At 52.1% G+C, this 20,017-nt stretch carries 21 protein-coding genes; 18 read left to right on the forward strand and 3 right to left on the reverse strand.

The window, feature by feature from the left end:
• Positions 1 to 135 precede the first annotated feature (135 nt).
• On the forward strand, positions 136 to 633 hold the full coding sequence (locus KDM87_RS15105) for a YfbM family protein (RefSeq protein ID WP_212679868.1): 498 nt from the start codon (positions 136 to 138) through the stop codon (positions 631 to 633).
• 44 nt (positions 634 to 677) lie between these two features.
• Positions 678 to 1,550, forward strand: coding sequence for an alpha/beta hydrolase family protein (locus tag KDM87_RS15110; RefSeq protein ID WP_212679869.1), 873 nt, complete (start codon positions 678 to 680; stop codon positions 1,548 to 1,550).
• Positions 1,551 to 1,608: 58 nt separating this feature from the next.
• On the opposite strand, the gene KDM87_RS15115 is transcribed toward KDM87_RS15110, so the two are convergent.
• From KDM87_RS15115 to KDM87_RS15125, 3 genes are all read right to left on the reverse strand, one after another.
• Positions 1,609 to 2,202, reverse strand: a complete 594-nt coding sequence (locus tag KDM87_RS15115) for a hypothetical protein (protein WP_212679870.1) — start codon at positions 2,200 to 2,202, stop codon at positions 1,609 to 1,611.
• 4 nt (positions 2,203 to 2,206) lie between these two features.
• The gene (locus KDM87_RS15120; protein ID WP_212679871.1) at positions 2,207 to 2,785 is read right to left on the reverse strand and encodes a ComF family protein; all 579 of its coding nucleotides are present in this window, start codon (positions 2,783 to 2,785) and stop codon (positions 2,207 to 2,209) included.
• Between the two features lie 277 nt (positions 2,786 to 3,062).
• A complete protein-coding gene (locus KDM87_RS15125) occupies positions 3,063 to 4,136 on the reverse strand; it encodes an MBL fold metallo-hydrolase (RefSeq protein WP_212679872.1) in 1,074 nt (357 codons plus the stop codon).
• 131 nt (positions 4,137 to 4,267) lie between these two features.
• Between KDM87_RS15125 and KDM87_RS15130 the strand changes: the two genes are divergently transcribed.
• From KDM87_RS15130 to bioA, 16 genes are all read left to right on the forward strand, one after another.
• Positions 4,268 to 4,669, forward strand: coding sequence for a MerR family transcriptional regulator (locus tag KDM87_RS15130; RefSeq protein ID WP_186884590.1), 402 nt, complete (start codon positions 4,268 to 4,270; stop codon positions 4,667 to 4,669).
• A 111-nt stretch (positions 4,670 to 4,780) separates the two neighbouring features.
• Positions 4,781 to 5,239, forward strand: coding sequence for a PaaI family thioesterase (locus KDM87_RS15135; RefSeq protein ID WP_212679873.1), 459 nt, complete (start codon positions 4,781 to 4,783; stop codon positions 5,237 to 5,239).
• A gap of 151 nt (positions 5,240 to 5,390) precedes the next feature.
• Positions 5,391 to 6,575, forward strand: coding sequence for an isovaleryl-CoA dehydrogenase (locus KDM87_RS15140; protein ID WP_212679874.1), 1,185 nt, complete (start codon positions 5,391 to 5,393; stop codon positions 6,573 to 6,575).
• A 92-nt stretch (positions 6,576 to 6,667) separates the two neighbouring features.
• The gene (locus tag KDM87_RS15145) at positions 6,668 to 7,597 is read left to right on the forward strand and encodes a pyridoxal-phosphate dependent enzyme (RefSeq protein WP_212679875.1); all 930 of its coding nucleotides are present in this window, start codon (positions 6,668 to 6,670) and stop codon (positions 7,595 to 7,597) included.
• A 9-nt stretch (positions 7,598 to 7,606) separates the two neighbouring features.
• Complete coding sequence (aceK, locus tag KDM87_RS15150) at positions 7,607 to 9,391, forward strand: bifunctional isocitrate dehydrogenase kinase/phosphatase (protein ID WP_212679876.1); 1,785 nt, start codon at positions 7,607 to 7,609, stop codon at positions 9,389 to 9,391.
• 109 nt (positions 9,392 to 9,500) lie between these two features.
• A complete protein-coding gene (locus KDM87_RS15155; RefSeq protein WP_212679877.1) occupies positions 9,501 to 10,682 on the forward strand; it encodes an acetyl-CoA C-acetyltransferase in 1,182 nt (393 codons plus the stop codon).
• Positions 10,683 to 10,854: 172 nt separating this feature from the next.
• Positions 10,855 to 11,523 carry an SDR family oxidoreductase gene (locus KDM87_RS15160; RefSeq protein ID WP_212679878.1) on the forward strand — a complete coding sequence of 223 codons (669 nt, stop codon included), beginning with the start codon at positions 10,855 to 10,857 and terminating at the stop codon, positions 11,521 to 11,523.
• Positions 11,524 to 11,562: 39 nt separating this feature from the next.
• Positions 11,563 to 12,693 carry an acyl-CoA dehydrogenase family protein gene (locus KDM87_RS15165; protein ID WP_212679879.1) on the forward strand — a complete coding sequence of 377 codons (1,131 nt, stop codon included), beginning with the start codon at positions 11,563 to 11,565 and terminating at the stop codon, positions 12,691 to 12,693.
• Between the two features lie 47 nt (positions 12,694 to 12,740).
• Positions 12,741 to 13,346 (forward strand): 2-hydroxychromene-2-carboxylate isomerase, encoded by a 606-nt coding sequence (locus KDM87_RS15170; RefSeq protein ID WP_212679880.1) that lies wholly within the window; start codon positions 12,741 to 12,743, stop codon positions 13,344 to 13,346.
• Between the two features lie 88 nt (positions 13,347 to 13,434).
• Complete coding sequence (locus tag KDM87_RS15175) at positions 13,435 to 13,839, forward strand: rhodanese-like domain-containing protein (protein ID WP_190481244.1); 405 nt, start codon at positions 13,435 to 13,437, stop codon at positions 13,837 to 13,839.
• A complete protein-coding gene (locus KDM87_RS15180; RefSeq protein ID WP_212679881.1) occupies positions 13,836 to 14,237 on the forward strand; it encodes a YchJ family protein in 402 nt (133 codons plus the stop codon). Before KDM87_RS15175 ends, KDM87_RS15180 begins: the two co-directional genes overlap by 4 nt.
• Before the next feature lie 21 nt (positions 14,238 to 14,258).
• Complete coding sequence (locus KDM87_RS15185; protein ID WP_212679882.1) at positions 14,259 to 15,881, forward strand: carboxyl transferase domain-containing protein; 1,623 nt, start codon at positions 14,259 to 14,261, stop codon at positions 15,879 to 15,881.
• Positions 15,882 to 15,886: 5 nt separating this feature from the next.
• Positions 15,887 to 17,062 (forward strand): dienelactone hydrolase family protein, encoded by a 1,176-nt coding sequence (locus tag KDM87_RS15190; protein ID WP_230407820.1) that lies wholly within the window; start codon positions 15,887 to 15,889, stop codon positions 17,060 to 17,062.
• 92 nt (positions 17,063 to 17,154) lie between these two features.
• Positions 17,155 to 17,934: an enoyl-CoA hydratase/isomerase family protein gene (locus KDM87_RS15195; RefSeq protein WP_212679883.1), complete on the forward strand. Its 780-nt coding sequence runs from the start codon at positions 17,155 to 17,157 to the stop codon at positions 17,932 to 17,934.
• Positions 17,931 to 18,449, forward strand: a complete 519-nt coding sequence (locus KDM87_RS15200) for a DUF1569 domain-containing protein (protein ID WP_212679885.1) — start codon at positions 17,931 to 17,933, stop codon at positions 18,447 to 18,449. The genes KDM87_RS15195 and KDM87_RS15200 overlap by 4 nt, the downstream gene beginning before the upstream one ends.
• A 199-nt stretch (positions 18,450 to 18,648) precedes the next feature.
• Positions 18,649 to 19,986 (forward strand): adenosylmethionine--8-amino-7-oxononanoate transaminase, encoded by a 1,338-nt coding sequence (gene bioA, locus KDM87_RS15205; RefSeq protein ID WP_212679886.1) that lies wholly within the window; start codon positions 18,649 to 18,651, stop codon positions 19,984 to 19,986.
• Positions 19,987 to 20,017: the final 31 nt, after the last annotated feature.

The following is a 20,017-nucleotide window of genomic DNA, read 5'->3' on the forward strand; positions in this document are numbered from 1 at the left end:
CGCCATCGGCGGATGGTTTCTGACAACAGAAATTTATGCGGAAATGGATTGCACTCAGTTATATTGTGAATGCCGTTCATGTGGAAGGCAGTGGTTTTTTACTGAGTGACGATAGCCGGTTTTCGGGAGCATTTCATGGGTATGACGTGTTTTTATCTGACGCTGACACAGGAAAAACTGGATGATCTGAAACAGCATCCCGGGAAAGTCCGCCATGTGATTTTTGCCAAAAACGGCAGTAGTGATGATGCGGAATTATTTGACCTCGAACAAGCCTGGCACGGCATACAGTATTTGCTGAACGGCGCGACATTTGGCGGCGATGAGCCTTTGGGGTGGGCCGTGTTCGGTGATCAGGAAATCAGTCATGATCTTGGCAAAGGCCCCGCCCGTTGCCTGACTGCGCAACAGGTCGCCGCAGTCAGCGCCGCATTGCAGGAACTGCCCGCATCCACGCTGGCACAGCGCTTTGATGCGGCAAAGATGGAAAAAGCGCAGGTATATCCGGAAGGGATGTGGATCACCGACGGGGCGCAGGCATTACATTATTTGCTGGAACACTATTCCCATCTGCAACATTTTTATGCAAATGCTGCAGCAGATGGTAAGGCGGTCATCTGTTTTATCAGTTAGATCGTTGAGGTATGTGTTATCCAGATTAGTTAAGGAGCGGCGCGATGCCTACAGCAACAGGATTCAGAAAGCATTTATCCATCGGTAAGTTGATCGGTTTGACGGCATTGACGGTCGCATCTAGTCAGGTTTTTGCAGCGGAACGTATTTCGCTGACACGTCAGGATGGGCAGAGCGTTCCTGCTCTCGTGTATCAGAATGCGTCGCCATGTCAGGGGGTGGCGATCATTTCCCATGGTGCCGGTGGTTCGGAAAAAGGCTATGTCTATCTGGCTGAATTCATGGCGAAAGAAGGTTTTCTGAGCGTTGTGCCGGGGCATCTGGAAAGTGGCCGGCAATCTTTGCGTGAAGCCAAGCGTGGCGGCAGTTTGCAGGATGGTCTGACTGAATTAGTGACCGATGCCCCAGCCTATGCGGCGCGGCTGATGGATATTCAAGCTGCACGTCAATGGGCTGCGGCACGGTGCACCGGCAAACGCGCGGTTTTGCTCGGTCATTCCATGGGGGCGGCGGTGGCCATGATGGATGCTGGCGCTGATAATAAAATGGGTGTGACTGGTACCGCCAGTTTCGATGCGTATATTGCCTTGTCACCGCAAGGCGAGGGACTGATTTTTCCGGCCCATGCCTGGTACAAAATCAGTAAGCCAGTGTTATTGATGACAGGAACGCGAGACGATGATCTGGCGCATGCTTCCTGGCGTACCCGTACCGAACCGTTTGCCGACATGGCACCGGGCTGCAAATGGCTGGGTGTCGTGAATGGCGCGTCGCATATGAATTTCGGCGGTAACGGTTTATTGCATCGTACCGAAGGACTGACCACGCAAACCATCCACGCGTTTTTGCAGGGTACGCAAAGCGGTAATTGTGCGGCTCCGCCACCGTTGGCGGGCATGGAACTCAGAACAAAATAAAGGTCAGATACTGCCCTACTGTGACATAGCAACAAACTGTCACCATCTCAAACCTTTATCAGGCATGTGTGGCATCGGCCTCGACCCACTCAGCCAGCAGAGCCATTTGCTGTTCGCGTGAGCGCAGGGCGCCCACCCTCTCGTTCAGATTTATCTTAGTATCAGCTTTGAGGCGTGCTGGCGGAGGCATTCGTTCTAGCAGTGACTCCAGTGTATTGACATTCTTGATGGCTTGGAACATTTTAAGCTTGTTGATGAAAACCCACGAGAACTTTTTGTCTTGCAGTAACTCAATCACATTGTTCAGCGTTCCTGTACTCTTGGTATCCCAGATCATCAGACCGGAATCGGCCGCTTTCACCATGGCGATATCCTTGGCCGCAAAGTAGGCGCGCGATCCGGGCTTGTGATAGGTTGGCACGTTATTGATCATCCAGTTACCGACATTATTACGCGGCGTATCGCCTGCGCAGAATACGGTAACGCGCGAGTAATTTACGTCAACCAAAAATTCTTGGATGGAGGTATCCACGCCGTCGGCATCACCAACGATCACGTCAAAATTCTGATGCACGATGTTCATAATTCGCTCTTGCACTTTGACATCAAGGTGTTTGATGGTGATGGAGCCAGCAATAAAAATAGTCGTCATGGGATTACCTCCACGTCAGCGTTGCTACATAAATTTCCCCTATTTTCTCATAAGTGCGCAGCACGCTACATGCTGCATCGAGCGAAGCACCGCTATGGTGCAGGTCATCGATCAGCAGCGCGTTCCAGCAGCCTTCGTTACGAATTAGGCGGTTCAGGGTGATCGCGTCTTTTAGTGCCGCGTCCTTCTCAGAGCGTAGACATAAATCTTTCAGTTTCGGGCCGCCTGGCGCTTTGGTCAGTAGTTCAAACACGGGCTTGTTGGTGAGTTGGCCTAAAGCGTTGGCGACTGCCGATACGGGCTGTTCCAAGCGGGCATTGCTCGCTGGCATGGGGACGATCATGCTAAATTGGGGCAGCAGCGGCACGATGCCGGAGAGAATCGCTTGTGCCAGAGGCAGAATATGTTTGCGCTGCTGCTTATATTTGAGTAGGTAGACAGCTTCCCCTGCTTCAGTGCGCTTAGTGTCCCACTGCATGTGGCCGAACTCATTCGAGCCTAAAGGCGTGCTATAGATTGTATGCTTGTCGAGAGCGTAGCCTTGGTTGAATTTGCCGTAAAGCTGTTTGATGTTGACCTTCATAGATTCTCACTGAGTAGTTTCGGATATATCTGCTATGTACTCTCGCGAACCATTATGTAATGGCTCACGTCATGCTTATTACATCATGAAGCCTTAGAAGAATTCGCCGATTGCTTTTCGATTGATCATGCCTTTGCGCTCGTCTACTTATGGGTGTCGCGAAATTTCATAGCTGTTGGTGGGTATCATTTATTGTGAGATCTTCAAGGATGATAACTGTCAGACTCCGTCGCAGGGGGGATTTCACAGACATCACTGATATCTACCGTGTCAGCGACTACGTTCTGACAACAAAACGGATGATGCCGTCATCGCCCGTTTGTCGCTGCAAGACGCCGTCAAACCATAATTTGTGCAGATGCGCGAGTGCTTCGCCGATGGCAAATGTCAGCTGGTGGGCATCGAGCGGGCGGCGGAACATCAGTGGCACGATGTCACAGGCTGATTGCGGCGTCGTACAAGCTGCAACGACCTCGGCCAGACGTTCGGCGTGATGTTCTTCTAATTGCGTGATGCGCGTATGCAGCCCTTTGAACGGCTTACCATGCGAAGGCAGAATCAGCACATCTTCAGGCAACGGCAGATATTTTTTGAGGGAGCCGAGATACTGCTGCACCGGATTGGCTTCTGGTTCTATCGCAAAGACAGACACATTCGTGGAAATGCGCGGCAACAGCATATCGCCGGAAATCAGAATATTCAGGTCGGCACAATACAATGAGGCGTGTTCTGGTGAGTGACCAAAACCGGTGATGATTTGCCAGCGCCGCTGATGAATCGTCAGGTCGATGCCTTCTTGCATGCGGCGATACGAAGTCGGCACCGTCGGCACCATACGGCTGTAGTGGCTTTTTCTTTCCTGTATCTGTTCTTGCATCGCCGGGTCCAGCCCATGTTTGCGGAAATGCGGAAACATTGCGGTGCCGTCCGCACCCGGTAAGCCGGCCGACATCATGCGGGCAAAGCCATATTCGCCTGCGGTCATCCACAGCGGCACGTTCCACAAGGTGCACAACCAGTCTGCCAGACCGATATGATCAGGATGGCAATGGGTGGCAATCACCCGCACCACAGGCAAGCCGCGCAGATGATTGTGCAGATCACCGAACAACACTTCCCAGGCGTCCCGCGTGGCGTCGCTGGCGATGCCGCAATCGACCACCGTCCAGCCATGCACCCGCCCCTGCGCGGTCTCGACTTCATCTTCCAGCAGCCACAGATTGATGTGGTTCAGTGCAAACGGCAGGCCCATCCGTATCCATAAAACGCCGGGCGCTATTTCCACAGTCTTGCCAGATTCCGGCAGGGTTGCGCCAAACGGATAATCGAGTTGTTGTTCCAGGTGATTCATTGTTGTCTCTTCTGTTTTTGGTACGTACGTTGCAGCCGGAATAGCCTACAATGCGTTTTTATTCAATTGACGTTAACGTCAATTCGATTCCAGCGATTGTAATCAGAAAAACGATTTTGTGTACTAAAACTATGGCCACCTACACCATTACCGACTTAGCCCGCGAATTTGATATCACGCCACGAGCGATACGTTTTTACGAGGATCAGGGCTTGTTAAGCCCGACCCGCGAAGGTCCCAGCGGCCGCAATCGCGTCTATACCGCACGCGAACGCACACAACTGAAGCTGACCCTGCGCGGTAAGCGTCTGGGTCTGAGTCTGTCGGATATCAAGAGCCTGGTCGATATGTACCGCTCACCAAAAGATACCGAAGCGCAATTGCAGAGCTTTCTGGTGGTGCTGGCGCGGCACCGTGCTTCACTTGAGCAGCAGCGCGAGGATATTGAAGTCATGCTGGCAGAGATCAGCGCACATGAAGATAAAAGCCGCCGTTTGCTGGCTTTACATACGAAAGCGGGTCAGACCGCGTAGAAATACCAGTCGGCACAAAACCCGACTAATTGACGTTTACGTAAACGTCAATTAGTCGTATTATTTCCTACGCTCAGATTTTGCTCAGCTTTGTATTCCCGGGGAGACTTTATGTATCAAGACGCCACATCCGCAGTACCCGCCGCGCTTGATCACACGCTGGCGCTGACCTTGCTGCAGAGCTTCAACGGGCAAGGTGCATTGATGGCGTGGAATGCGAAACTGACCGGGATGACGCCCGGCACCTGTGAGATCAGCTTGCCGTACAGCGATGCTGTCAGCCAGCAACATGGCTATTTTCATGGTGGTGTGATTGGTACGCTGGCTGATGCTGCCGGTGGCTATGCAGCAAATACATTATTGATACCAGTAAGTGAGTGCTTAACTGCTGAATATAAAATTAATATTGTGGCACCCGGCATAGGCGATACCCTGATCGCCCGTGGCAAGGTCTTGAAATCAGGAAAAACCCTGGTCGTTTCAAGCGCCGAGGTGTTTGTTGTGAATCAGGGGCAGGAAAAATTATGCGCGATCATGCAACAGACGCTGTTTGTGATCGCAAAAAAATAACTGACGGTCAGGTGTGACGGTCAATGTAGTCGCAGCAAAAAATAACAGAAGGGATGCAAACCCGTTTTCGCAAGGCTATCGCTGTGAAATCGGGATTGTGCCACTCTGATGAATAAAAACGATTCTGTTCCATCATTACTGTGAGGATGACATGCTCCATTTACCTGGTTTAACTTTCGATCATGGCGACGATATCGCCGCTTTGCGTGAAGCCGTTCAACAATTTGCTGCAGCCGAAATCGCACCGCGTGCAGCGGAAATCGACCGCAACGATCAGTTCCCTATGGATCTGTGGCGCAAAATGGGCGACCTTGGCATTCTGGGCGTGACTGTCAGCGAAGAATACGGCGGCGCCAACATGGGCTATCTGGCCCACATCATTGCGATGGAAGAAATCTCGCGCGCATCTGCCTCAGTTGGTCTGTCCTACGGCGCTCACTCCAATCTGTGCGTGAACCAGATCAAACGCAACGGTACCGAAGAGCAAAAACAAAAATACCTGCCGAAACTGATTTCCGGTGAACACATCGGTGCGCTCGCTATGTCCGAGCCGAATGCCGGTTCAGACGTCGTCAGCATGAAGCTGCGCGCTGATTTCAAAGGTGACCGCTGGGTGCTGAACGGCACCAAAATGTGGATCACCAATGGTCCTGATGCTGATGTGCTGGTGGTGTATGCCAAAAATGATATGGAAGCGGGCCCGCGCGGTATGACTGCTTTCCTGATTGAAAAAGGATACAAAGGTTTCAGCATTGCGCAAAAACTCGACAAGCTCGGCATGCGCGGTTCGCATACGGGCGAACTGGTGTTTGAAGATTGCGAAGTGCCCGCAGAAAACGTCCTGGGCGGCCTTGGCAAAGGCGTGAATGTGCTGATGTCCGGCCTTGATTTCGAGCGCACTGTTTTGTCCGGCGGCCCGCTGGGTATTATGCAGGCGTGTATGGATGTTGTCGTGCCATATGTGCATGACCGCAAACAATTCGGTCAGCCGATTGGTGAATTCCAACTGATGCAGGGCAAGCTGGCGGATATGTATTCAACCATGATGGCCTGTAAAGCCTATGTGTACGCGGTGGGTCAGGCGTGCGACCGTGCCACCAATCCAGAACAAGTCCGCGCTTTGCGTAAAGATGCCGCGGGCGCGATTTTGTACTCGGCAGAAAAAGCCACCTGGATGGCGGGCGAAGCGATACAAACGCTGGGCGGCAATGGTTATATCAACGAATACCCGGTCGGTCGCCTGTGGCGCGACGCCAAGTTGTACGAAATCGGCGCCGGTACCAGCGAAATCCGCCGTATGCTGATAGGCCGCGAGCTGTTTGCGGAAACAAAGTAAACGGTATTTGTTGTACTGATGCGCTATCCGTTCAGATCTTAATCCATGCTTATACTGAACGGACTGCGCATACGCAGTCACTATTTTCAGCCATGACCCAATTACACATCACGACACCGGTGCTCGCGCATCGCCCGCTTTCCGCCCGGCTGCATAAATCAGTCTGGCTGAAGATGGATAATTTGCAGCCCTCGGGTTCGTTCAAATTGCGTGGCATCGGTCTGATGTGTCAACGCGCTGCCGCGCAGGGGGCGCAACATTTTGTCTGCCCTTCAGGCGGCAATGCGGGTTTTGCCGCTGCGGTCGCGGGTGTGGCGCTGGGTCTTCCGACCACGATTTTTGTTCCTGAAACCACCGCCGAAAGTGTACGCGCCGAGATACGCGCGATCGGTGCAACCGTGATTGTCACCGGTAAAGTGTGGGACGAAACCAACCAGGCGGCTTTGCAATCCTGTGAACAGCCGGGCGCGGTGTATATCCCGCCATTCGACCATCCTGATATCTGGAATGGTAATGCGACCCTGATCGACGAGGTCGCCGGTAAGCTCGATTTTGATGTCGTGCTGTGCTCAGTCGGTGGCGGTGGTTTGTTAAGCGGCATTGTGCAGGGCTTGCACCGCAATGGTCTGGCGCATATTCCTGTGATTGCGGTGGAAACCGAAGGCGCGGCATCCTTACATGCATCGGTACAAGCGGGTGAACTGGTGACATTGCCTGCGATTACATCGATCGCCACCACATTAGGTGCTCGTCGGGTGGCGCAACAAGCGTTCGATTGGACGCAGAAACATGCGATTCATAGTGTTACCGTCAGCGATGCACAAGCAGTTGCCGCCTGCCTCGCGTTCGCGGATGATATGCGCACACTGGTGGAACCCGCTTGCGGTGCCACACTGGCGGTGGCGTACCAGAATCTGCCTGTATTAAAAGAATTTAAGCGTCCCTTGATCGTGGTATGCGGTGGTATCGCTGTTGATATGGTAAAACTAGAGGCTTGGAAAACCCAGTTCAACCTGCCCTGAGCCATCGCCATGCCAAACACACATTTTCCTAAGTTACTGTCGTCCCAGATCGCGTTTGATATCGCGCGTACGATATTGGATGGCTTTGACAAGCATTACCATTTATTCCGTATCAGCAGTCAGCAGGCAAAGCAGTTTTTTGAGACGGGTGACTGGAAAGCCGCGCAAATCGCGGCACGCGAGCGTATTCAGTTTTACGACACGCGTGTGCGGGAATGCGTGCGTACGCTGGAAGATGACTACGACGAAAATGATCTGACCGACGAGGTCTGGCGCGAAGTCAAACTGCATTACATGGGTTTGCTGATCGACCATTTACGTCCGGAACTGGCTGAGACTTTTTTCAACACCGTCTGCACAAAATTACTTAACAGAAATTATTTCCATAATGATTTCATTTTCGTGCGTCCGGCAACTTCAACAGAATACATAGAACGTGATGACACGCCGCCAACTTATCGCGTGTATTACCCGGCAACTGACGGTCTGAATTACACGATCAAACGCATCGTCACGAATTTTCAGCTCAATACGCCTTTTGAAGATCTGGATCGCGATGTCGCCGTCGTCGAGGCGCGTTTGCGCGAGCATTTCGGGCGTGAAAAGTTGGAACCGAATCATCAGATTCAGGTGTTAGCGAATTTGTTTTACCGGAATAAATCTGCCTACATCATCGGTAAAGGAATTAACGGTAATCGTGAATATCCGTTTGTCATTCCGCTGATGCATAAACGGAAGAACGAGCTGGTGCTTGATACGATCTTGTTTGATGTGATGCAGATTACCGTGCTGTTTTCATTCACCCGTGCGTATTTCATGGTCGATATGGAAGTACCATCGGCCTATGTGCAATTCATCCGCAGCATTTTGCCGAAAAAACCGCGTAGCGAAATTTATACGATGATCGGTTTGCAGAAACATGGCAAAAACCTGTTCTATCGCGATTTTTTGCATCATCTGAAATACTCGTCGGATCGCATCGAAGCCGCACCCGGTATTCGCGGGCTCGTTATGCTGGTGTTCGCACTGCCTTCTTTTCCGTATGTGTTCAAGCTGATCAAAGACAGTTTTCCGCCACCGAAAGAAACCACCCGGGCGCTGATTAAAGAAAAATATCTGCTGGTGAAAAACCATGATCGCGTCGGTCGCATGGCCGACACGCTGGAATATTCGGATGTCGCTTTTCCGCGTTCACGGTTTTCTGAAGAATTGCTCGAAGAAATCCGCCAATACGCACCGTCTATGCTGGAAGTGAATGACGAAGAAGTCGTCATCAAACATCTGTACATAGAACGCCGCATGACACCGCTGAACATCTGGCTGACGGAAGCCGAACAGCGTGGCGATATGCAGGCCATGGAACAGGGTGTGCTGGAATATGGCAATGCGATTAAGGATTTGGTCTCGGCGAATATTTTCCCAGGCGACATGTTGTATAAAAACTTTGGCGTGACACGTCATGGTCGTGTCGTTTTTTATGACTACGATGAAATTGAGTACATCACCGATTGCACATTCCGCAAGATACCTTTGCCGCGTAATGAAGAAGACGAGATGTCTGCCGAACCCTGGTATCCGATCGCAAAGAACGATGTATTCCCTGAGCAGTTCGGCACCTTCCTGCTCGGAAATCAGAAAGTGAAAGAATTTTTTATGAAGCACCATGCTGATCTGCTGACTGCCGAATACTGGCAGGGGCGCAAGCTGCGCATTGTGGAAGGCAAGGTGGATGATGTCTTCCCTTATCCGCAGGACGTCAGGTTTATCAATAAAGAGTTAGCACAGCAAAAATAATTTTTTATGTCTTATAAGTATCAACAGTCTTAATCGCGCTTGCAGATGTTTTCAGAGAAAAGCAGACAAGCAGAAATTTTGTATCACCTCACATTCAATGGAGAAAAACATGACAGACCCTATCGTAATCGTTGGCGCAGCCCGTACCCCTATGGGTGCATTTCAGAGCGATTTCGCTTCACTGACGGCAAGTCAGCTCGGTGCTGTGGCAATCAAGGCCGCGGTTGAACGCGCTGGCGTCAAGCCGGAATTGGTGGAAGAAGTCCTGTTTGGTAACTGCCTGATGGCCGGTCAGGGTCAGGCACCTGCGCGTCAGGCTTTGCTGGCGGCAGGTTTGCCGATGTCCACTGGTGCAGTGACCTTGTCCAAGATGTGCGGTTCTGCAATGAAGGCAACGATGATGGCGTTTGACTCCATCAGCGCAGGCAGCAATGACGTCATGGTGACAGGTGGTATGGAATCCATGACCAACGCACCCTACATTATTCCTAAAGCGCGTGGCGGTTATCGTATCGGCCACGGCATGATTTACGATCACATGATGCTCGACGGTCTGGAAGATGCGTATGACAAAGGTCGCTCCATGGGTACTTTTGCTGAAGATTGTTCCGCCAAATACCAGTTCAGCCGCGAAGATCAGGACGCATTCGCGATTGCTTCAGTTAAGCGTGCTCAAGCAGCAACTGCAGACGGTTCGTTCGCGTGGGAAATCGCACCGGTTACCGTTTCCGGTCGCGGTGGTGACGTTGTGATCGATAAAGACGAAGGCCCGCTGAAAGCCAAGCTCGACAAAATCCCGGCGTTGAAACCCGCCTTCAAAAAAGACGGCACGATCACTGCTGCATCTTCCTCTTCCATTAACGATGGCGCGGCGGCACTGGTGCTGATGCGCGAGTCCAAAGCCAAAGAACTCGGCCTGACACCGATCGCAAAAATCGTTGCTCACGCTTCGCATGCACAGGAACCGGGCTGGTTCACCACAGCGCCGATCGGTGCGATACAAAAGCTGTACAAAAAAACCGGCTGGACAACGGCAGATGTCGATCTGTTTGAAATCAACGAAGCGTTCGCTGCCGTACCGATGGCGGCAATGAAAGACCTCGGCATCTCACACGACAAAGTCAATGTCCACGGTGGTGCCTGCGCACTCGGCCATCCTATCGGCGCATCCGGTGCACGTATCATCATCACGCTGATTGGTGCGTTGAAAAAACAAGGTAAGAAGCGCGGTGTGGCTTCCTTGTGTATTGGTGGTGGTGAAGGCACAGCAATGGCCATCGAAATTATCTAGTGCGCTTCGTTCATCCAGAAAGCGGGCGCATAGCGGCGTTGCAAAGCCTCGCAATACCGACGTATTGCTGCGTTTTGCGCCTTGCTCTGCATCCCGCTGTCTGAATGAACTCGCGCACGGGAACAGTGGAATTTTTACCGCCGTCCATGTGATTTGAAAATTGAGGAAAACCATGCCCACAGCATTGATTATCGGCGCGTCACGCGGTATCGGTCATGAACTGGCTTTGCAATATAAGGCGGCTGGCTGGCGGGTGATTGCCACGGCGCGTAAGGCGGTTGATCTGACTACGTTACAAGCGCAGGGTTGTGAGGTCGTTCCTTTGGATGTCACGAACATCAATGATTGCGGTGGTCTTGGCTGGCGGCTGGATGATGAAAAAATCGATGTCGCTATTCTGAATGCTGGCGTGTATGGCCCGCGCACCACAGGATTGCAGACGCCGCATGATACGCAGTTTGATGAAGTGATGCATACCAATGTGCTGGCCGCGATGCGGATTCTTCCTATCGTGCTGCCGTTGGTCGAGAATGCCGGTGGCCGCCTTGCTGTCATATCGTCGATGATGGGCTCCATCAGTGAACGTAACGGCAGTCACGGCTGGTTATATCGTGCCAGCAAAGCCGCATTGAATTCTGTACTGAAGGATGTGTCTTTACAGACGCGACTAGCGATTTGCGTGGCGCTGCATCCGGGCTGGGTTAAAACAGAAATGGGCGGCGTCGGTGCTGAGCTTCCGGTGGTGGACAGTGCGCAAGGTATACGCAAAACGCTGGCTGGTCTGCAGCCGGACGACAACGGTAAATTTTTCAATTACAACGGTGCCAGCCTGAACTGGTAAGCAGAAAAAAGACAGAACAACATCAGAACGAGACCAGGTATGTTACTTACAGCAGAACACGAAATGATCCGCGATGCGATACGCGCATTTGCACAGGAAAAACTGGTGCCGAACGCGGCACGCTGGGATAAAGAACACCATTTTCCGGCGGCAGAATTAAAAGAGCTGGCGCAGATGGGCGCGTATGGCGTTGCGGTGCCGGAAGAGTTCGGCGGTGCCGGCATGGATTACCTGTCGCTGGCGCTGGTGCTGGAAGAAATTGCTGCTGGCGATGGCGGCACATCGACGGTCGTGTCCGTGAATAACTGCCCGGTGTGCAGCATCGCGATGATGTATACGAATGATGCGCAGAAACAGCAATGGCTGCGACCGCTCGCCCAAGGTGAGATGCTCGGTGCGTTCTGTCTGACCGAGCCGCACGCAGGCAGCGATGCGTCTGATCTGAAAACTACCGCGCGTCGTGAAGGCAATGATTATGTACTGAATGGCGTCAAACAATTCATCACCAGCGGCAAACATGCGGATGTCGCAATTGTGATGGCGGTGACGGATAAAGCGGCGGGCAAAAAAGGGATCAGTGCATTCTGGGTGCCGACCAAAACGCTGGGTTACATCGTTGCCGGGCTCGAAAACAAAATGGGTCAGCATTCTTCTGATACCGCGCAAATTCTGTTTGAGAATTGCCGTATCCCAGCTGAAAACCTGATTGGCGAAGAAGGCATGGGTTACAAGATTGCGCTGTCGGGGTTGGAAGGTGGCCGCATTGGTATCGCCTCACAATCGGTCGGTATGGCGCGTGCGGCATTTGAAGCGGCGCTGGCGTATGCCAAAGATCGCAGCAGCTTCGGTAAATCGATTTATGAACATCAGGCAGTGCAATTCAAACTGGCGGACATGGCAACGCAGATCGAAGCTGCACGTCAGCTGATCTGGCATGCAGCGAGCATGAAAGATGCTGGCAAGCCTTGTCTGAAAGAAGCGGCAATGGCGAAATTGTTTGCGTCTGAAATGGCAGAAAAAGTTTGCTCTGATGCGATACAAATACACGGTGGCTACGGCTACGTCAGTGATTTTCCGGTAGAACGGATTTATCGCGATGTACGCGTGTGCCAGATTTACGAAGGCACTTCAGAGATACAAAAAATCCTGATCAGCCGCGCGCTGGCCTGAGCCTACACCTTGTCAACAGCCTCCTGCATTTTCAAAAGGACACCGTGATGAAAGCACCTGTCGAATTCTGGTTTGATTTTGTTTCACCGTATGCGTATATCGCTGCGCAATCCATAGAACAACTGGCGGCCCGGCATGGTCGCGCCGTGAGCTGGAAACCGATGTTGCTCGGTGCGGTGTTTAAGGTCACTGGCTCTAGCCCCCTGACCATGCGGCCACCGCAAATGGCGGATTATTTCAAGCATGACTTTCTGCGTTCCGCGCGTTATGCAGGCGTGCCGTTTGTTTTGCCTGAAGTGTTTCCTATTGCGACCCAGAATACTTCACGGGTCTGCCTGTGGCTGCAAGAAGCCGCACCGCAGCGTGTCGGTGAATTTGTGCGCCAGGTCACACGTGCATATTTCTCCGGACCGGCAGCACTGAATGATATTGACTGGCTGGCGACGCAGATAAGCGCGATGGGGCTGGATGGTGCCGCTGCAGCGGCTGCCTGCGAAGATACTCATTACAAGCAGGCGCTGAAAGCGCAATGTGAACAGGCGATAGAAAAAGGCATCTTTGGTGCACCGTGGATCATCGTCGATGATGAATCGTTCTGGGGCAATGACCGCCTGCCGCAAGTTGAACATTGGCTGGCGCAAGGTGGTTTTTAATCAGCATCATCCAGATAAAAAAATCGAATTCATCAAAACATAACCGGTCAGCAAACGCAGAATTTTTCTGCGTCACGAGGAGAACAGCATGTTGAAAAAGGGCTATCAGCAGTTAGTGGACGAAGCATACGCACAGATCAAGACTTATAGCGTCGCGGAAGCGCTGACGAAGCTGGATAAAGGCGACGTGCAATTTATCGATGTGCGCGACATTCGTGAGCTTGAGCGCGAAGGCGTGATTGCAGGCGCATTCCACGCACCGCGCGGTATGATCGAATTCTGGGTTGATCCGGACTCACCTTACTTCCGTCCTGTTTTCGGTGAGAACAAAGAATTTATTTTATTTTGTGCCGCAGGCTGGCGTAGCGCGCTGACTACCAAGACTTTGATGGATATGGGCTTGGAAAATGTTGCCCATATCGAAGGTGGTTTTACTGCCTGGAAAGCCGCAGGCGCACCGACTGTTGCCAAGGAAATCAAGAAAGTTGTATGAGTCGTCAAGAGCAAAAAAATACGAACCCGTGTCCCTGCGGTTCAGCAAAAAAGTATGAACAATGTTGTGGCGTGTATATCAGCGGTACTGCCGCAGCACCGACCGCAGAAGCACTGATGCGCTCGCGTTACAGCGCTTATACGCGCAATGATGAAGCCTATCTGCACGCGACCTGGGATGAGCGTACCTGTCCTTCAGAGCGCATCACACATGATGATCCGACCAATTGGCTGGGGCTGGAAGTCAGAAAACATCAGCAGGACGGCGACCACGCCATCGTGGAGTTTGTCGCCCGCTACAAAATTGCAGGTAAGGCGCATCGCCTGCACGAAGTCAGCCGTTTTGTGAAATATGACGGCAAATGGTTTTATGTCGACGGCAGCTTTCCTCAAAAATAAATCAATACCGGAATCCAAATAATGACAATCCTAGAATCCAAACTGAACCCACGTTCTGATGATTTCAAAGCTAATGCTGCTGCAATGCAGGCGGTGGTGGATGATCTGAAAGCCAAAATAGAAAAAATTGCGTTGGGTGGCGGAGACGAAGCGCGCAGCAAACATCTGGCTCGCGGCAAATTGTTGCCGCGTGATCGTGTACAAATGTTGCTGGATGCCGGCACGCCGTTTCTGGAGTTTTCCCAGCTTGCGGCCTACGACATGTACAAGGAAAAAAACGGTAAGGATGCTGCACCGTCGGCAGGCGTGATTACCGGTATCGGCCGCGTCGCCGGGCAGGAATGTGTGATCGTTTGTAACGATGCGACCGTCAAGGGCGGCACTTATTATCCGCTGACCGTTAAAAAACATCTGCGCGCACAAGAGATTGCTGAGCAAAATAATCTGCCCTGTATTTATCTGGTCGATAGCGGCGGTGCGAATCTGCCGAATCAGGATGATGTGTTTCCTGATCGTGATCACTTCGGCCGCATTTTTTACAATCAGGCGACGATGTCAGCCAAAGGTATTCCACAAATCGCGGTGGTGATGGGGTCCTGTACTGCTGGCGGCGCGTATGTGCCAGCGATGAGTGACGAATCCATCATCGTTAAAAATCAGGGCACGATTTTCCTCGGCGGCCCGCCATTGGTGAAAGCTGCAACGGGTGAAGTCGTCAGTGCCGAAGATCTCGGCGGTGGCGATGTGCATACGCGTTTATCCGGCGTGGTCGATCATCTGGCGCAAAACGATACGCATGCGCTGTCGCTGGCGCGCACCATCGTCTCGAATCTGAACCGCCAGAAGCCACAGACCGTGGTGCTGAAAGCAGTCGAAGAACCAAAATATCCGGCCAGTGAATTGTATGGCGTGATTCCGGTCGATACGCGCAAGCCTTTCGATGTGCGCGAAGTGATTGCGCGGATTGTCGATGGCAGCCATTTCGACGAATTCAAAGCGCGCTATGGCACGACCTTAGTCTGCGGTTTTGCGCATATTCACGGCATGCCGGTCGGCATCATTGCGAACAATGGTATTTTGTTTTCTGAGTCCGCGTTAAAAGGAACGCACTTCATCGAACTGTGCTGCCAGCGCAAAATCCCGCTGGTGTTTTTGCAGAACATTACCGGCTTTATGGTCGGGCGCAAATATGAAAATGAAGGCATCGCACGTAACGGCGCGAAGATGGTAACGGCCGTAGCGACAGCGAATGTGCCGAAGTTCACCGTGATTATCGGTGGCAGTTTTGGTGCCGGTAATTACGGTATGTGTGGCCGCGCTTTCTCGCCACGCTTCATGTGGATGTGGCCGAACGCACGTATCAGCGTGATGGGTGGCGAGCAGGCCGCCAGCGTGTTGGCGACCGTAAAACGCGATGGCATCGAAAGCAAAGGCGGTAGCTGGAGCGCCGACGAAGAAGCCGCATTCAAGCAACCGATCAAAGAGCAATACGAACATCAGGGGCACCCGTATTACGCCTCCGCCCGCTTGTGGGATGACGGTGTGATCGACCCTGCCGATACCCGCATGGTGCTTGGTCTGGGGCTGAGTGCCGCGCTGAATGCGCCGATTCCGGATGTGAAGTTCGGTTTGTTCCGGATGTAAGTTATATGAAACGCTACGCGCTGATTGGCGTATTCATGTTGGCTGCAAGTTCCGGAATTGTCTGGGCAGAGGAACAATTATCCACAGCTTTAAATGAATCGGTGATCAAGCTTCCTACCACCGTCAGTAACATATTTAATCAGGTGATCACTAAGGACATGGTCGTGACACAGTTCCGGCCGCATGGTGAAGGACCGTTTCCGATCGCAATTTTATTGCATGGGCGTAGTTATAAGGATCGCTCTAAACCTGGCCGCGAACGTTTTTTGCAGGCCACGAAATATTTTGTTAACCGTGGTTTTGCCGTTTGGGTACCGACACGTCTTGGATATGGTGAGTCAGGAACTGAGCCTGATCCTGAATACTCGGGCACTTGTTCGGGTAAAAAATATATACCTGCGTATGAGGTTGCGGCAAGCAGTACGCTTGATGTGATCGCCTACGCAAAGCAGCAAAGTTATGTCGATCCGGCGCGTATTGTCGTGCTTGGGCAATCCTATGGTGGTACGACCGCTATCACGCTCGCTGCAAAGAACCCCTCCGGTCTGATCGCAGCTATTAATTTTGCTGGCGGTGGTGGTGGCAATCCCGAGACTCAGCCAAATGAGCCATGCCGTCCGGATTTATTGAAAGAGATGTTCGGGCTTTACGGTAAAACTGCAAAGGTGCCCAGTCTGTGGATTTATACCGAGAACGATAAATATTTTGGCTCGGTTTATCCTAAGCAATGGTTTGCAGAGTTTCAAAAACAATCTCCTGACAGGCAACTTGCCGAATACCGGGCTATGCCTGCGTTTAGCGATAATGGACACTTCTTTTTCTCGCGAGGGTTTTCTATCTGGCGGCCTGTTGTTGACGAATTTTTGCGTCGGCAAGGCGTTCCCATTCCGCACACTCCCGGAAGTTTTCAGGACACAGGTTTCGCAAATATCTATGAGCCTGCGAGCTTACCTGTTAATAAAGCTGAAATACGGGAGCACTATGTGAAATTTCTAGAGTTAGACCTTCCGCGTGCCTTTGTTATGGATGCTGCCGGTGAATTTGCCGGATATGCAGGAGGAATGCCCGATGCGTTGGAAAAAGCAATGGCGATTTGTAAAAAACGTGCCCAAAAGGAATGCTTAGCTTATGTGGTGGATGATAAGGTTGTCTGGAAAAAAACTAATATCAGCGAACTCTAAGAAAAAGCTACTCCGGTGACTTTTCAGATCGTCAAAAAACTCAATGAGAAAATTCTCATAACGATGACTAACTATTCGTAAGGAAGCGCGGTATGCAAACTCTGAGTCTCACTATTCAACACGCGGTCGCCACCGTGACTTTGAATCGCCCCGATGTGCGTAATGCGTTCAATGAAACCACGATTGCTGAAATCACGCAGGTGTTTCAGGCGCTTGATGCAGACGCGGCGGTGCGTGCGATTGTGCTGGCGGCGAATGGCCCCGCGTTTTGTGCCGGTGCCGATCTGAACTGGATGAAAAAAATGGCGGATTACACACATGCAGAAAATCTCGCCGATGCCGGTCAGCTGGCGGCGATGCTGGCTGCGATTTATCGTTGCAGCAAGCCGGTGGTCGCGAAAGTGCAGGGCGATTGTTATGCCGGTGGCATGGGGCTGGTGGCCGCATGCGATATGGCGATCAGTGTCGATAGTGCGAATTACTGCCTCAGCGAAGTGAAGCTCGGTCTGATTCCTGCGACGATTTCGCCGTATGTCATCAAGGCGATGGGTGAGAGCGCAGCGCGGCGTTATTTCATCACAGCAGAGCGTTTCAATGCCGCAGAGGCGCAGCGTATCGGCTTCGTGCATGAAGTGGTAACCGCCGACATGCTCGATAGCAAAGTGGCAGAGATCGTCAAAGCCCTGGTATCGAACAGCCCGCATGCCGTGTGTCAGGCCAAGCGTCTGGTACAGGATGTTGCCAGCCGTGAACTGACGCCGGAACTGATCGCCGCCACCGTAGAAGGCATTGCACAAATACGCGCGTCTGATGAAGGGCGCGAGGGCGTGCGTTCTTTCCTTGAAAAACGCAAACCGGAGTGGTTAGTATGAAAAAACGTACTTTATTAACCGGTGCCGTCGCTGTGACGGCGCTGGCAGCGGCAGGTCTGGCGTACCGCAAATCGACCGTAGAAATCACATCGGTTGAGCGTATGCTGACATTGTTAGATAGCCTGAAGTCCCGGCAGTTGGTCGCCAAAAGCGGCTGGTCGCCGTACAAGGTGTTTGTGCATCTGGCGCAGAGCATACAGTATTCAATGACTGGTTATCCTGAGCTGAAATCCGAGGTATTTCAGCACACGGCAGGTAACGCGGCTTTTTATGCTTTCTCCGTTGCTGGTGCGATGCGCCACAATCTGACTGAGCCTATTCCCGGCGCCCCGGCGATTGCTGACGATGGCAATATGAATCAGGCGATAGACCAGGTGATTACTGCTCTGCGCCAGTTTCAGGCATACCGTGGTCAGTTGCAACCGCACTTTGCGTATGGCTTGCTGAGTAAGACTGAATTTGCGCATGCACATGTGATGCATATTGAAAACCATTTACTCGAAATGCAGACCTGATCAAGCGGCTGGGGTGTCGCGTTGCTGCAATCCTTGTCGTGGTGGCATTCTTCGCTGAATGTGCGGCTATCAGACGGAAATAACATGGCTTTTTTGAAAACTTTCAATACAGATGCCCAGTATTTATGCGGCTTGCGAAATTAAATTAGCTGGAAATGCCCGTAAAATGTGCGGGTTTTAAAAGTAGTCTGGAGCAAGTTTGAATTTCAACACACAAAATGAATGGGTCGCACGCAGCCTGCAACATGTCTGGCATCCGTGTACCCAGATGCAGCATCACGAAACGGTGCCCCTGATTCCGGTCAGCCACGGGCGCGGTGCATGGCTGTACGATATGGATGGCAAGCGTTATCTCGATGCCATCAGCTCATGGTGGGTGAATCTGTTTGGTCACGCCAATCCACGTATCAATACCGCACTCAAGGATCAGCTCGATCAGTTAGAACACGCAATGCTGGCCGGTTTTACGCATACGCCGGTCATAGAATTATCAGAAAAATTAGCCGCATTAACCAGCCACCAACTTGGTCATTGCTTTTACGCTTCCGATGGTGCATCGGCGGTCGAAATTGCGCTGAAGATGAGTTTTCATTCGTGGCGTAACCGCGGCCAGACCGATAAGCAGGAATTTATCTGCATACAAGGCAGCTATCACGGTGAAACTGTCGGTGCGCTGGCGGTTACGGATGTCAGTCTGTTCCGCGAAGCCTATGGCCCTATGCTGCAACGGGCGCATGTGGTCGCTTCGCCGGATGCACGTCTGGCGCAGGAAGGCGAAACGGCTGCCGATGTCGCCTTGCGTGCTGCCGCTGATCTGGAACGTGTGTTGCAGCAGCGCGAAGGCAAAATAGCGGCGGTGATTATCGAGCCGTTGGTGCAGTGCGCGACTGGCATGGCAATGCATGACCCTGTGTATCTGCGGCGTTTGCGCGAGTTGTGTGATCAGTATCAGGTGCATCTGATCGCTGATGAAATTGCGGTCGGTTGTGGCCGCACCGGCACTTTCTTTGCCTGTGAATCGGCACAAATCTGGCCCGATTTTTTATGTCTGTCGAAAGGCATCAGCGGCGGTTATCTGCCCCTGAGTCTGGTAATGACGACCGATGCGGTCTATCAGTCGTTTTACGATACAGACGTGCGGCGCGGCTTTTTACATTCGCATTCGTACACCGGCAATCCACTGGCCTGTCGCGCAGCACTGGCGACGCTGGCGATTTTTGCAGAGGACGATGTGCTGGTGCAGAACCGTCGCAAAGCACAGATGTTTGCCGATGCATTTGCACCATTGCGCGATGATCCGCGTGTGCGGCATGTGCGCCAGCAGGGGATGATTTTTGCGTTTGATGCGATCGTCGATGATGCTGAAAAAGCGGCGACATTTTCACGCCGTTTTTTCAGCGCCGCCTTGCAGCAGGAGTTATTGATGCGCCCGATCGGGCGCAGTGTCTATCTGATGCCGCCGTATATCTTGAGCGATGATGAAATCGCTTTGCTGGCACAGAAGACCATGAAAGTATTTGAAGAGGTTATGGCATGAGCGGTATGAGTAGTAATCAAAGTAATCAAGC

It is taken from the genome of Cognatundibacterium rivi (assembly GCF_018139565.1).
Taxonomy (GTDB): domain Bacteria; phylum Pseudomonadota; class Gammaproteobacteria; order Burkholderiales; family Burkholderiaceae_D; genus Undibacterium; species Undibacterium rivi.